At 57.8% G+C, this 12,605-nt stretch carries 10 protein-coding genes; 5 read left to right on the top strand and 5 right to left on the bottom strand.

The features are described 5' to 3' along the window. Nucleotides 1-601, bottom strand: a 601-nt coding sequence (locus tag ACFE7X_RS05795) for a T-complex 10 C-terminal domain-containing protein (RefSeq protein ID WP_375434719.1), incomplete at its 3' end; no start/stop codon positions are given. 328 nt (nucleotides 602-929) lie between these two features. Between ACFE7X_RS05795 and ACFE7X_RS05790 the strand changes: the two genes are divergently transcribed. The 4 genes from ACFE7X_RS05790 (at nucleotide 930) to ACFE7X_RS05775 (ending at nucleotide 5,147) form a co-directional block, all read left to right on the top strand. Continuing rightward, entirely contained in the window at nucleotides 930-2,033 is a 1,104-nt protein-coding gene (locus ACFE7X_RS05790) for an L-dopachrome tautomerase-related protein (RefSeq protein ID WP_375434718.1), read from the top strand. A gap of 273 nt (nucleotides 2,034-2,306) precedes the next feature. Next, nucleotides 2,307-3,506, top strand: a complete 1,200-nt coding sequence (locus ACFE7X_RS05785) for an MFS transporter (protein ID WP_375434717.1) — start codon at nucleotides 2,307-2,309, stop codon at nucleotides 3,504-3,506. A 230-nt stretch (nucleotides 3,507-3,736) separates the two neighbouring features. Continuing rightward, nucleotides 3,737-4,408 (top strand): head GIN domain-containing protein, encoded by a 672-nt coding sequence (locus ACFE7X_RS05780; RefSeq protein WP_375434716.1) that lies wholly within the window; start codon nucleotides 3,737-3,739, stop codon nucleotides 4,406-4,408. A gap of 127 nt (nucleotides 4,409-4,535) precedes the next feature. Continuing rightward, entirely contained in the window at nucleotides 4,536-5,147 is a 612-nt protein-coding gene (locus tag ACFE7X_RS05775) for a pseudouridine synthase (RefSeq protein ID WP_375434715.1), read from the top strand. 1 nt (nucleotide 5,148) lies between these two features. Here the strand turns inward: ACFE7X_RS05775 and ACFE7X_RS05770 are convergent, their stop codons facing one another. Then, nucleotides 5,149-7,134: an amidohydrolase family protein gene (locus ACFE7X_RS05770; RefSeq protein ID WP_375434714.1), complete on the bottom strand. Its 1,986-nt coding sequence runs from the start codon at nucleotides 7,132-7,134 to the stop codon at nucleotides 5,149-5,151. 176 nt (nucleotides 7,135-7,310) lie between these two features. After that, nucleotides 7,311-8,786, bottom strand: a complete 1,476-nt coding sequence (locus tag ACFE7X_RS05765) for a polysaccharide lyase family 1 protein (RefSeq protein WP_375434713.1) — start codon at nucleotides 8,784-8,786, stop codon at nucleotides 7,311-7,313. 490 nt (nucleotides 8,787-9,276) lie between these two features. On the opposite strand from ACFE7X_RS05765, the gene ACFE7X_RS05760 reads away from it, so the two are divergent. Next, nucleotides 9,277-10,119, top strand: a complete 843-nt coding sequence (locus ACFE7X_RS05760) for a hypothetical protein (RefSeq protein WP_375434712.1) — start codon at nucleotides 9,277-9,279, stop codon at nucleotides 10,117-10,119. An 89-nt stretch (nucleotides 10,120-10,208) separates the two neighbouring features. Here the strand turns inward: ACFE7X_RS05760 and eutC are convergent, their stop codons facing one another. Together eutC and treF are read right to left on the bottom strand one after the other, a co-directional pair. Then, the gene (gene eutC, locus ACFE7X_RS05755) at nucleotides 10,209-10,982 is read right to left on the bottom strand and encodes an ethanolamine ammonia-lyase subunit EutC (RefSeq protein WP_375434711.1); all 774 of its coding nucleotides are present in this window, start codon (nucleotides 10,980-10,982) and stop codon (nucleotides 10,209-10,211) included. Between the two features lie 14 nt (nucleotides 10,983-10,996). Continuing rightward, nucleotides 10,997-12,577, bottom strand: coding sequence for an alpha,alpha-trehalase TreF (gene treF, locus ACFE7X_RS05750; protein ID WP_375434710.1), 1,581 nt, complete (start codon nucleotides 12,575-12,577; stop codon nucleotides 10,997-10,999). Between the last annotated feature and the right edge of the window lie 28 nt (nucleotides 12,578-12,605).

Raw genomic sequence — 12,605 nt, 5'->3', positions numbered from 1 at the left:
CCTTCGTACCGTTCGGATACTCCACTTTCGTGTCGCCGTCCTTGTCGATTTTCACCGTTTTGCCGTTGGCATATTTGATTTTCGTGTCGCCATTGGCCTTCTTCTCGTACTTCTCGATGGCAGGTCCGCGGCGGCGAGCGGGTGCTCCCGCAACGGGGGCAGCGGGAGCAGCGGTAGTATAGGGCGTGCCATCGTAGTAGGTGGCGCGGTTGGCGGTGTAGGTGTCGTACTGGTCGGGGATGATGGTGCGCACCTGCTGGTCAGTTTCGTCGTTGATGGCCCGCAGGGCGGCGTAACGGCCGGTGGTATCGGTGGTATATTGGGTAGTGGCCTCGTTGAGGCGGCGGCCCCGGGTGTAGTAGGTTTTCTCGATGCGCGTTACCACGACCGTATCAGTCAGTTTGAGGTCTTCGGCGACGCGGGCAGCTAGAGCGTCCGCATCGGAGCGGTAGGCTGCGGTGTCGGAACCGTCGCGGCTTGCCACTACCGCCGTATCAGCCGACGGCGTGGTGGCGGCATCAACAGCGGCGGGTTTGTCTTGGGTGCAAGAGGTGGCCGCCAGGGTGGCCGCAGCGGAAAGCAAGAGCAGGGTCTTCTGCATAAGTGTAAACATCTAATAAAGTTGGATATAGCCGAGTGGCTATGCTGCCGGCTGTTACGGCGCAGCTTCAGGTGAGGTTGTGGGACCAGGCAATTCGCTGTGCACCCCGCCAAAAATCACGCGGCCTCAAGTGCCTTGTTTGAACTGGCTGCTTGTTCGGCAAACCAGGCGAATGGAACGCTGACAGCAAGAAGCTGAACTTACGTATTAGCCGCAAACGCACTGAGTATGAATACTTAAAATCAAGCGCCAGCCAGGTTAGCTCTCAACCTCCTGCCGCTAGCCTTGCGTAGGGGAATGTTCTAATCCTTTGTTCTTTCCTCTTGCTATGAAACGCTTTTTGCTTCCGTTGCTAGTTGCCCTAACCAGCTTGCCCTTACTAACCAGCTGCAACGACGACAACGACGAACAACCCGAAAACCCCACTCTACCCGGGGCAACGCTAGCCCAGACTGCTACTTCGCAAGTTCAGTGGACCGGCGTGGCCGTGCTGCGTGATGGCCGCATCTTCGCCAATTTCCCGCGGATGGAAACCGATACAGTGCCTTACTCGGTGGCTGAAATTCGTGGCACGCAGGCCATTGCTTTTCCTGATACCACCTGGAATAACTGGAAACCGTCGTTGCCGGCCCAAAACCGCTTTGTGTGCGTGCAGAGCGTGTACACCGACGCCAACAACTTTCTGTGGGTGCTCGACGCGGGCTCGCCCCAGATGCGGGGAGTGGTGCGCGGCGGCGCCAAGTTGCTGAAGTTCGACGCCGGTACCCGCCAATTGGTGCAGCGCATTGATTTCGACGAAACGGTGGCTTACCCAACCAGCTACCTCAACGATGTGCGCGTGGATACGGAGCGCAACTTCGCGTACATCACCGACTCCAATCAGGGCGCCATCATCGTCGTGAACTTGGCTACCGGCCGGAGCCGCCGCTTGCTCGGCAATCATCCTTCCACCAAATCCGAGAACCTGATTCTGACCGTGGAAGGCCGGGTGTGGCGCAACCGCAGTGGCAAGCTTCCCTCCCTCGACTCCGATGGTATAGCGCTTTCGCCGGACCGCGAATACGTCTACTACCACGCCCTCACGGCCCGTACGCTCTACCGCATCGGGACGCAATACCTGCGCGATGAGTCGTTGCCGGCTGCCCAACTAGGCCAGCGCGTAGAAACCCTAGGAGACACGGGCCCGACTGATGGAATGATTTTCGATCCGGCTGGCAACCTGTATTTCACTAGCATAGAGTTGAACGCCGTAACGCGGCTTACAACCGAAAGGCAGCTTCAAATTGTAGTCCGGGACCAACAGCTTAAGTGGCCCGACAGCTTCTCTATCGGCCCCGATGGCGGGCTATACGTTACTACCTCCCAGTTGCACATTCCTCGTCCCCAACGAACTGAGCCGTTCCAAATCTTTAAAATCACGCTGCCGCAGTAAGTACTTTCAGTGAGCATCGAACAACCAGATAATAACTATAAAAGACCGCATGCTGAGCGAAGTTGCAGGCGAAGTCGAAGCATCCCACTCGTATAGTAAACTCTGACGCTTGCGCAACGATGCGGGCGAGATGCCTCGGCAAGCGGACGCCAGATCAAGCAGGACGGTTGGTTTGGCAATGTCAGCACGCCAGACTTCAGACTGAGCTTACATTCTCTTACTCTAGCAAATAGCGGCAAACGGCTAGTAGCTTTACAGTCTAGTCGGCAGCTTATGATGACAACAACGGAAGTTTCGGAAAACCCTACGGCTCAACGGGCGCGCATTGCTATTGCGTTGTTTTTCTTTTTATCGGGGTTTGGGTTTTCGACGTGGGCTTCGCGCATTCCCACCATTCAGCACCAGTTGGGGCTCGATGAAGCGCAGCTTGGCGGGGTGTTGTTTGCTTTGCCAATGGGCCTGATGCTCACGTTGCCCGTAACCAGCATCCTTCTTCAGCGCTTCAACAGCCGACAGGTGATGCTGGCAGGGGCGGTACTCTACAACGTGGCGCTGGCGCTGTTGGGCTTCGCGCAGGAAACGTGGCAACTGGTGGCGCTGCTGTTTTGCTTCGGCTCGTCGCGCAACCTACTCAACATTTCGGTGAATGCGCAGTCGGTGGGCGTGCAGGCCCTCTACGACCGATCCATTATTGCCAGCTTTCATGGCGTGTGGAGCGTGGCGGGCTTTGCGGCCGCGGCTGTGGGCACAGGCTTAGTGGCGGCCGGGGTGGTGCCGAAGTACCACTTTGTGGTGGTGGCAGTGGTGCTTACGGCCGTGGCCGTGTATTTTTTTCCAAGCACCCTCGACATTCCGCCCGACCCGGAGAAGCGCAAAGCAGGTTTTTCATTGCCTGACAAAACCTTGCTGAAATTCGGGATTATTGCCTTTGCCTCCATGGCGTGCGAGGGTACGATGTACGACTGGAGCGGTATCTATTTCGAAAAAGCTGTGCACATGTCCAAGGAAACGGCCACCATCGGTTTCGCGGTGTACATGGTAGCCATGACCGTCGGCCGCTTCAGCGGCGACTGGCTAGCCAACCGCTTTGGCGTCAAGCCGATGCTACACTACAGTGGCCTGCTCATGACGTGCGGTTTGGGTTTGGCCGCGCTGGTTCCGGTGCCGCTGGTGGCGGGCCTGGGCTTTGTGCTGGTGGGTCTCGGCGTTTCCTGCGTGATTCCGATGGTGTTCAGCATGGCCGGCCGGACGTCGGCGCTTAGCTCTGGCTCGGCCATTGCCGCTGTTTCGATGGTGGGTTATTTCGGATTTCTGGTAGTACCACCAGTCGTGGGCTTCGTGGCGAGGGCTGCTAGCTTGCGTTGGTCGTTTGGGCTGGTAGCGTTGCTAGGGGCCGTTGTGGTGGCACTGGTTCAGCGGGTGCGAGAGCCTAAGGCGCAGGCATCATGGGTTGGAGCGAAGAGCTTACAATAAAGTAGCCTCGGTGGGGCCGCGTCCGTCATTGCAAAAATGGCTAGCCGTGGTTTTGCTGAGGCTACGTGCTTTTTATAATTGACAGTCAGAACGGTTATGATAGGTTTCATGGATAAGTGCTTTGCAAGCAATATATAAATCAATATATATGCAGTGGCAGGCAACGGCTTGCACGCATTGCGCATCTAGAAGAGTAATAACCTTCGTTTCACTTTGTAAGCTCGAACCCGATGAACTCCTTTACGCTTTTTAATGCGCTGGCCGTGTCGGCGCTGGTTAGTTTATCTGCCTGTTCCGCTTCCGAGGCCCAACAAGTGCGGCAAGTCAACTCTTTTGAAACTGTGAAAGTCAGCGGCGCAGTGGACCTCTACCTGCGTCAGGGGTCCACTACTGAAGTGAAAGTGGATGCGGCGCCGGAAGTGTTGGAGTATATCAAAACGGAAGTATCCGGCAACACGCTTACCATCTACCGAGACAAGAAGTTCTCGCTCAGTGATTTGATGCGCAACAAGCCCGTGAAAGTGTATGTTACTACGCCCAAGCTCAGCGGCATAGAAGTGAGCGGCGCCTGCGATGTGAAAGGCGAAACCCCCATCAAATCCGACGACTTCCGCATCAGTGCCAGCGGCGCCTCCGACGTGACCTTGACCCTCAACGCCAACTCGGTGAGCACCGACGCCAGTGGCGCCAGCGACATTCGCCTCGACGGTCGGGTGGAGCGCCAGCGCGTGCAAATCAGCGGTAGCAGCGACTACCGCGCCTCCGACCTGCGCAGCGACAAAGCCAACATTAATGCCTCCGGTGCCAGCGACGCCTACGTGTACGTAGATGAAGAGCTATCCTCCCACAGTTCCGGCGCCTCCGACATCCGCAACAAGGGCAAGGCCCACAGCAGCCGCTAACCATTGCCCTTTACTTGTTTTCAGAAGCAGAAAGAACAGCTCTTGGGCCAGCTCTTTCTGCTTCTTTACTCCTAGACGCTGTTGTGTTTTACCACCTATTCTCTGGACTGCGGTAACTTGCGCCTCCATGCCTGAGCACCGCCACTTCCTCGTCCATAAGCCCTACGGCTTCCTTAGCCAATTCATAAGCAACTTTCCTTCGGAAGCCCGCAAAAAGCGCTTTCTTGGTGAATTGCACGACTTTCCAGAGGGTACCATGGCGGTTGGCCGGCTCGACGAGCACAGCGAAGGTCTACTTCTGCTCACCACCGACGGCCGCGTAAGCGAGCAAATCCGCCGCAAAGACGTGGAAAAGGAATACTATGCCCAAGTAGACGGCCTCATCACCGACCAAGCCGTAACGCAGCTTCAGGAAGGCGTACAAATTGGCCTCTCCGAAGGCAAGTACCAGACTCTGCCCTGCGCTGCCCACCGCCTTTCCTTGCCGCCCGACCTGCCCCCCCGCACCCGCCATATCCGCTCCGACCGGCACGGCCCCACCAGTTGGGTGAGCATCACCGTCACGGAAGGCAAGTACCGCCAAGTGCGCAAGATGACGGCCGCCGTGGGCTTCCCCACGCTCCGCCTGGTGCGGGTACGTATCGGCAGCATCTCGCTCGGCAACCTAGCGCCCGGCGAGGTGCGAGAGGTAGTAGCGTTCGAGGTGCCTAGCCTTCCAGCCGTGGCACCAACCAACTGATTTACTGCTGATAATCAGCTAGCTGCCGCATGCGGGCGGGGTCATACATTCGGCCACCTTTCACTACTAGCTTCACTTTGCGGATGTCGCGTATTCGCTGCAAGGGGTTGCCATCGACGATGAGTAAGTCGGCCTGCTTGCCGGCTTCAATGGAACCGGTACGCTGGTCTTGTTTCATGACGCGAGCCGGCGTGATAGTGGCGGTTTGCAAGGCTTGTAGGGGCGTCAGGCCAGCGTCCACGTACAACTCCAGCTCCCGCGCGAGGCTGGTCCCCGGAAACATCATGTCGGTACCCGCCACAAAAGGAATACCGTTGTCATGCAACGCTTTGACGAGAGCAACGAGACTTTTCTGGAAAGGCCTGGCTTTTTCGGCATCGGTGGGCGGCATGCCCATGTTCAGAAACAAAGGCTGTAAAGCTTGGGGTAAGCCGGCAAAAGCGGGTTCCAGCACATGGATATCGTCTTTGGTGGAGCGTAAAAACATTTCGTACACCCCCACCGTGGGGTCGATGACGGTTTGATGCTCCTTAAGGAAACGGAACACCCGGGCGCTGGCCGTGTCTTGCAGGTTGAGCGACCGGTCGGGGTTGCGTTTCAGGGCCATAGCCACGTATTGTATGTGGTTCACTTGGTCCATGCCGGCCTGCACCCCCTGAAAAATGGTCATGCCCTCCGGAATATGCCCCGTTACGGACAGCCCCACGCGGTGCGCTTCGGTGCAGATGGCCCGCACAATTTCCGGCTTCAACGAGCTGTAGAGCTTGATTTGGGCGAAACCACTGGCCTTGTAACGCTGCACCACCTGCGCGGCTTCAGTGGGCGTATTGGCCCGCACGATACCAAGCGCCCCAGGTCCGTCGCCGTCGATGATGCCGGCTTTGAGGATGTGCGGGCCCACGCCCTGGCCCGCGTCAATGGCTTCCTGAATGGCGTTGATATAGTTGAACTCGTTGCCACAATCACGCACCGTTGTCACGCCGGCGGCCAGGTAAGCCGGCCCCCACTCGGGCTGCTGAAAGTGCGCGTGCATGTCCCACAGGCCAGGCAGGATAGTTTGCCCGTCTGCATGAATCACCTCGGCTTTCCTCGGAATTTTGACGGTGCCCACCGTCCCCACTTGCTTGATTTTTCCGTTTTCAACAAGCACCACCGCATTCGAAATGGTGCGACCCTGCACTACATCTACCACGGTGCCGCCCGTAATGGCTAGTATTGGGTTCACCTTGGTGACAGAAACCTCCGTGGCCGCCGAGAACAGGCGCATACCGTAAGTGGCGGCCTTGGCGATGAGCGTGGGGAGCAAACTCTCGTAAGGCCGCCACATCATTTCCAGCTTGTCGCCTTCGGCGTCGTTGGTGATGACGCACATCAGCCGGCCTTGCTGATCGGTCCAGAGCAATTCATTGCCCCACACCAAGCCCTTTAGCACGTAGCGTTCCAGCACCAGCGGCTTGTTTTGGAAAGTAAGCTTGTCTTGCCCGTCGTGGGTGATGCGGACGGTGCCGGCAGGCAAAATCGGAAGGCTGGCCGGCCGGCCGTGCTGCTGCCAGTAGCGCAGCAGCACCATCTGCACCGTAGCCGGCGAATAGCCCGCCACCGGAAAGCTCAGCGGTGCCAGTGGTCGCGTTTCCACCTTCTCATCCACCTGAATACGAACCGTTTGGCCCTGAATTCGAATGGTGTCGTTGATGGTGGAAAAGCGCGAGGTACTGCCTTTGATGGCCAGACTCACCGGCTCCAGTGTTGGCGTCACTACCAGTTTGGCTTGCAACGGCACGGGTGAGTCCCGGTCCACAAATCGGAAATCCACGTCGTAGGTCAGCGTCTGCGCGGTGCGGGTCAGTCGGTACGTTTCCTTGCCAATGGGCTGCTCGAATTTGTGCAGCACAAACGTGCCACTATCGGCCAGGGTGCTTGGTTGCGTTTGGGCGGCAACTGGCAAGCGCAGAGCCAGTGTGGCCAGCAGTAGAAAATGGTGTTTCATAGCAGCTAGGCTTAGACAGCAATATACATATTGCAATTCCTATACTTCCCTGCTCGCAACTACTTTTTCCCTTTACAGCCCTTATGAGCCACCGATGGAAACAGCAAAGCCACAGCATATTCACGCTGTGGCTTTGCTGTGCACGCAATACTTGTCTCTACTGGCTTTCGTTTTCGCTACTTGGCAGCGGCAACTGGCGTGGCAAGACTGTTTAAGTAGACCTCCAACATCGTGTAGCCGCTTGCCTCCGTTTTGGCGCGGTCGGCGGGGTCTTTGGGGTTGAGGCGCTGCTTGGTTTCCCACGCGTCGGGCATGCCGTCATGGTCGGTGTCGGTGGGGGCTGGTTTGGAAGCCAGGACCGGCCACGCTTTCTGCGAAATGGAATACGGCGTACCATGTGGGTAGCCGCCCTGCACATCGATGATGCGCCCCGTGCGGTTGACCACGTTGCGGATGATGCGCTGATCCAGCGTGTCGCGCTTGGGCAGGCTGGCCCCAACGTGCTGTAATACTGCTTTATAGGCTTCGGCGGCGGTTTGGGTTGTTACAGGTCCTAAGTCGAAGGGCGCGGTGGCTTTGGCTTGCACGGTGTCGGCGGCGGTACCGGCGTTCATGGTCACGCCCGCCCAGTTGTGGCGCGTCACGTCGGCGCTGGCGTCTACGTAGTTGCCGGTCAGGTAGAACTTGCCGTAGGGCAGCGGGTTGCTGCCGGTAGTTAGCTTGTAGGGGTTTAGCACCCGCGTCTTCACGTTGTCCTTGGTGGAGGGGCCGTACTTGTAGTAGTTATTCACCACGTTGTAGTTGCCACCCTCACCGGCGTACACATTGTTTTCGCCCCAATTGTAGAGCACATTATTGCGAAAGTCCACGTTTTCGTAGCCGGCCGGGTGCGTGTAGCGGCTGCCGTTGAAGCGGGGCGTGCGGTTTTTGCAGCTGGCAAACAGGTTGTGGTGCATGGTGGCGTGCTGCCCGCCCCAGATGCCCCCGAATCCGTGCTGCTCGAAATCTTTGTCGCCGGTTTCAAAGTGGTAGGAGTAGTTGAGCGGCTCGCTGATCAGGTTCCACTGCAAGGTGGTGCTGTCGCCTTCGTACACTGAAAAGCACTCGTCCGTCGACCAGCTCATGGTGCAATGATCCACGATGAGGCGGCTGTTGCGCATACCGCCAAATGCATCGTCGCCACCGCCTCCGTTTACTTGGCCTTGGTTCTGGTTTTTGTCGCCCATACGGAAGCGGACAAACCGGATAACAACGTTGTTGGCTTTCAAACTCACCGGATAATCAGCCAAGCAAATACCGTCGCCGGGCGCAGATTGGCCGGCTATGGTGGTGTTGGACTTGCTGATGGTGAGCGGCGACGCCAAATGAATGGTGCCCGATACCCGAAACACAACGGTGCGCGCCGCCGCTGGTTTGGTTAGCGCATAACGCAGGCTGCCGGGCTGGTTGTCGTCGTTGAGGTTAGTGACTTCGAAAACAGTAGTTGGCGCGGCCATCGAGCCCCGGCCGCCAGATGTGAAACGACCCGCTCCCTCCGCTCCCGGAAAGGCTAATGGCGACGTGGCCACCGGACCCGCCCCCGTTAGGGCCAGCGCCCCTAGGCCAACCACTGCGACAGATAGATAGCAAGCCCGGTACGCATCACGAAGCATAGAAACAAGAAACATAAAAGCAAACCAACAACGCAGGTGAAGTATAGAAGCAAAATAGGGCACCAAGTCGCGGATGGCTTCATAACCGCAGGTTGATATTAGTGAAATGCCAAGCTGTGAGAGCAGTAGCAGGCGTATTTCTTTGTGCAATCGATGTCGGCAACGTTGCCAGCACGCGCAGTTACCGCAGGATTTTTTCTTCAGGGAGTTAATAGTAAGGATGTGGTGTTCGGTAGAGCATACCGGCGCAGTGCTATTAAGCTTTGCTTGAGTAGGCCACTGCCACTACAAGCAGATCCTGCCTATGACCACGAAGCTTTGCACTTCAGCTTATACCAAGCGAAGTAGTGGGAATGCCTGAGTTGGGTTGGGGGTGTTTAGTTGAACTTCTCCTAGGCTTTCGTAAGCGCGCCAATCCCAGCAATCTGCTTACCTTGGAAGTTAGCATGCTGCGTTTACAGGCTAACAGATCGTTATTTTGGCTTATTCGATGAAGCGTTTTCTCTTTTTCCTTTTGTTGTGCTTGCCGCAGGCGTTATGGGCCCGTACGCCCTTAGAGCCGCTGCAAATTGCCCGCGAATTTGTGGATACCGATGGCTGGCCGGAAATGAAGGAGCATCTCTGCTGCGAAGCCGAGCAACAAGCTAAAAACCAAACGCTCGGCCAGCAGATCCCCGCCCGACTGCAACGGAGCTGCCAGTTGCTACAGCAAGGCGCTAGCACCGCCGTAGTAGCCGTGGAGCTGCGCGACTCCTTGGTTCGCAACGACTTCTACCTGCATTTCGCCAAAGAAGAAGATACCTGGAAGCTGCAAGCTATTCGAAGCTTGTCGATGACGCAGCTTGGGCCACCCATGCTGAAGCTGCTGACCACCATGCCCCCCGCCGAGGTGGCCCAATACAACCAGAAACACCCCGACGCCGACCACGACTTCACGGTAGGTAACCTCAAGCTCTGGATTGGCGCCGACGCCGACATCATCGACCACTTCACCCGTAACCAAGCTGCTTTCCAAAAGGCCCTGCGCTTAGTGCAGGCACGCAAATACTTCCCCACCGATACGGCCGCCAACGAAGAAGCCGCTAACACCGACCCGGAAGTGCGTGCGCTGCTTCGGAAGCTCTACATCAGCCGCGTCACGCAGCAGGATACCGACTGCAACACCTGCATCGAGTTCATCATCGGGGGCCGCATCGACAATACAGTTGGGCTTCTTTATCAACCCAAAGCCGCGGACGTTCCCAAAATGACCCCCAACCGGCTTATTGTCGTCAAGCCCATTGCCAAAGGCTGGTACCTCTACAAAACCACCAGCGTCAACAACTCCCGATAGCCAAATTCAGCTAAGCAGGCATTCACTAATCAACAAACCGTCCTGCTAAGCGGAACTGAAGCAGGACGGGTTGTAAGGTGGTATAGCAACTAGGCAAGCAGGTGAGTGTCGTCCTTTAGTTGAACCCCCGATAGTTTGCGGCGGAGCGACTCGCTTAGTAGAAAGAAAAGCCGATCTGCTGCTAGATCATAAGTAAGCCCTTCGGGCCGGATATTGGAAACGCAGTTACGCGCCTCATCGGTGAGGCCAGGGCGGGGACCATACGTGAAGTAAGCGCCGAGGCTATCGGGCGAGCTGAGGCCGGGCCGCTCCCCAATTAGAATTAAGGCTACCTGCGCCCGCAGCAACTCACCTATTTCATCCCCGATAGCCACCCGCGCCTGTGCTGCCAGTACGAGCGGCGCCACCCGAAAACCTGCCTGCTGCAACTTGGGTAGCAACCGTTGCAGTAGTGGCACGGCGTGCTCGTTTACAGCTTCGGCCGACAAACCATCGGCCATTATTAAAACCAAATCAACGCCTTGCGTGCCGTGTTTTTTTAACTGCGTGCGCGCTTCTTCGTGCAGCTGCCGGCCTAAATCAGGGCGTTGCAAATATTCTTGCCGGTCATGGGCTTTGCTATGAACTTGTAGCAAAGGCAGTTGCAAGGAAGCCAGGGCCGCGAGCAGCTTGTCCGGGTCCAGCGCCGAGTACACGGCGTCGCGGGCATGAGCGTGGGCCAACCGAAAAGCCAAAGCTTCGCGCAAGGGCACACTCGTACCGGTACGACCCAGCGCTATCCGAGCGGCCGTGTGCGCTTTCAGCGTGGCCCACGGGTCGGGGGCTGGGTTTTCGGGTTGGTAAGGTGCGGGTAGTTCGACCATTGCACTTCATGAAACTACTTACTTAGCTCCGGACGGGCAGAACGATTCAGGAGGTTAAGAAGCACCCCATTGGTCCAGCCGAAGCCATCTTGAAGAGGATATTCGCCGCCACCGGCGGGAAGGCGCGTGTTGATGACGTTGTATTTCTCGAGCAGCTTACCGGTTTGCTGAAACACGCGGGTATTCAGGCGAACCCAGCGGGTGGCAATGGTGTCGGCGAGGGGCTTTTGGTTGTAGCGGGAAAGGCCCTGGATGGCTATATACTGCAAGGGTGCCCAGGCATTGGGCGCATCCCACTGCTGGCCACTGGTATTGAGCGTGGTCAGCAGTCCACCGTCCTTCAAGAAATCAGCTTTAAGCCCAGCGGCCACTTGGCTGGCCTGCTGGGGGGTTGCCACCCCAAAAAACAGCGGAAATACGCCCGCCAAGGTGCGGATGGCGGCAGGGCGCTTCTGCGTGAAATCGTAGTCGGTGTACCAGCCGGCGGTTTTGTTCCAGTTGTAGCGTTGAATAGCCGCGCGGCGCTGTTTCGCTTTTTGCAGCCAGCCGCTGGCCGTTGAACGTTGGCCCTGCACGGTGTAGGAGCGAGCCAGCGTTTCTTCTAGGTTGAGCAACAAGCAGTTCAGATCGACGGGCACCAGCTCGGTGGTGCGGATAGTAGCCAGTGTACCGGCCGGCCCAAACCAACGGGTGCTGAAGTCCCAACCCGAAGCGGCGGCGGCCCGGACGTTGCGGTAGAACTCGGCGGGTGGACGGGCACTAAGCCGGGCCGCTTCCACGTCTTGGACATAGGATTCCTCACGCGGCTGGGTGCTTTCGTCCCAATACCGGTTCAGCAATTCGCCGCTGGGCATCCGTAGCACGCGGCGCGTGGCGGTGCCGGGCTTTAGCGAGTCGGCGCCCGCCATCCAGTAGGCGTACTCGCGCAGCAACTGGGGCTGGTAGCGCACGAACACGGTGTCGCCTTGCTCCTGGGCCAGCAACTGCACCATGAGCGAGAAAAATGGGGGCTGCGAGCGGGTCAGGTAGTAGATGCGGTTGCCGTTCGGGATGAAGCCGTAGCGGTTGAGCAAGTAGGCGAAATTGTCGGTCATGCTGCGAATCATGGCCGTTTGATGGTCTTCGCGCAGGCCGAGCATCGTGAAGTATGAATCCCAGTAGTACACCTCCCGAAACCGCCCGCCCGGCACCAGGTAGGGCCGGGGCAGCGGCAGCAGCGACGAATAGCGAGATACCGAGTCGGGTGGTTGGCGCTGCAACACCCGCCAGAGCGTATCGAGGTGGACGCGCAGGCCGGCTGCCACGTTGCTGCGGTAGGTGGCCGTATCGGTGGCAGGCAACTGGAAGCGGGCCTTTACGAAGCTCGCCAAGTTGAAGCCAGGCTGCGTTCGTTGCTGTTCGTAGGCTGCTAGTATGCGAGCCGGTGTGTCGCGCGGCACCATATCCACGAACGTTTTATTGTCGGGAAACACCCGGCCTTGCTGCACGGCCTCAAACAGGCCGGGGTATAGCTGTCGGGGGGAGGGCGGTAGTTGGGCTGCGGCCCGCAAACAAAGGCAGCAACAGCAGAAGCAAATCAGCAATAGGTTTCGCACGGCGCATGGGAATTGGTGTATTCCGCCT

Source organism: uncultured Hymenobacter sp. (genome assembly GCF_964242765.1).
Lineage (GTDB): Bacteria > Bacteroidota > Bacteroidia > Cytophagales > Hymenobacteraceae > Hymenobacter.
This window is presented reverse-complemented; position numbering and strand designations above follow the sequence as displayed.

Coding starts and splice junctions, on each gene's coding strand:
- ACFE7X_RS05780 (WP_375434716.1), top strand. CDS start 3,737: ATGAACTCCTTTACGCTTTTTAATGCGCTGGCCGTGTCGGCGCTGGTT.
- ACFE7X_RS05760 (WP_375434712.1), top strand. CDS start 9,277: ATGAAGCGTTTTCTCTTTTTCCTTTTGTTGTGCTTGCCGCAGGCGTTA.
- ACFE7X_RS05765 (WP_375434713.1), bottom strand. CDS start 8,786: ATGCTTCGTGATGCGTACCGGGCTTGCTATCTATCTGTCGCAGTGGTT.
- eutC (WP_375434711.1), bottom strand. CDS start 10,982: ATGGTCGAACTACCCGCACCTTACCAACCCGAAAACCCAGCCCCCGAC.
- ACFE7X_RS05770 (WP_375434714.1), bottom strand. CDS start 7,134: ATGAAACACCATTTTCTACTGCTGGCCACACTGGCTCTGCGCTTGCCA.
- ACFE7X_RS05775 (WP_375434715.1), top strand. CDS start 4,536: ATGCCTGAGCACCGCCACTTCCTCGTCCATAAGCCCTACGGCTTCCTT.
- ACFE7X_RS05785 (WP_375434717.1), top strand. CDS start 2,307: ATGATGACAACAACGGAAGTTTCGGAAAACCCTACGGCTCAACGGGCG.
- ACFE7X_RS05790 (WP_375434718.1), top strand. CDS start 930: ATGAAACGCTTTTTGCTTCCGTTGCTAGTTGCCCTAACCAGCTTGCCC.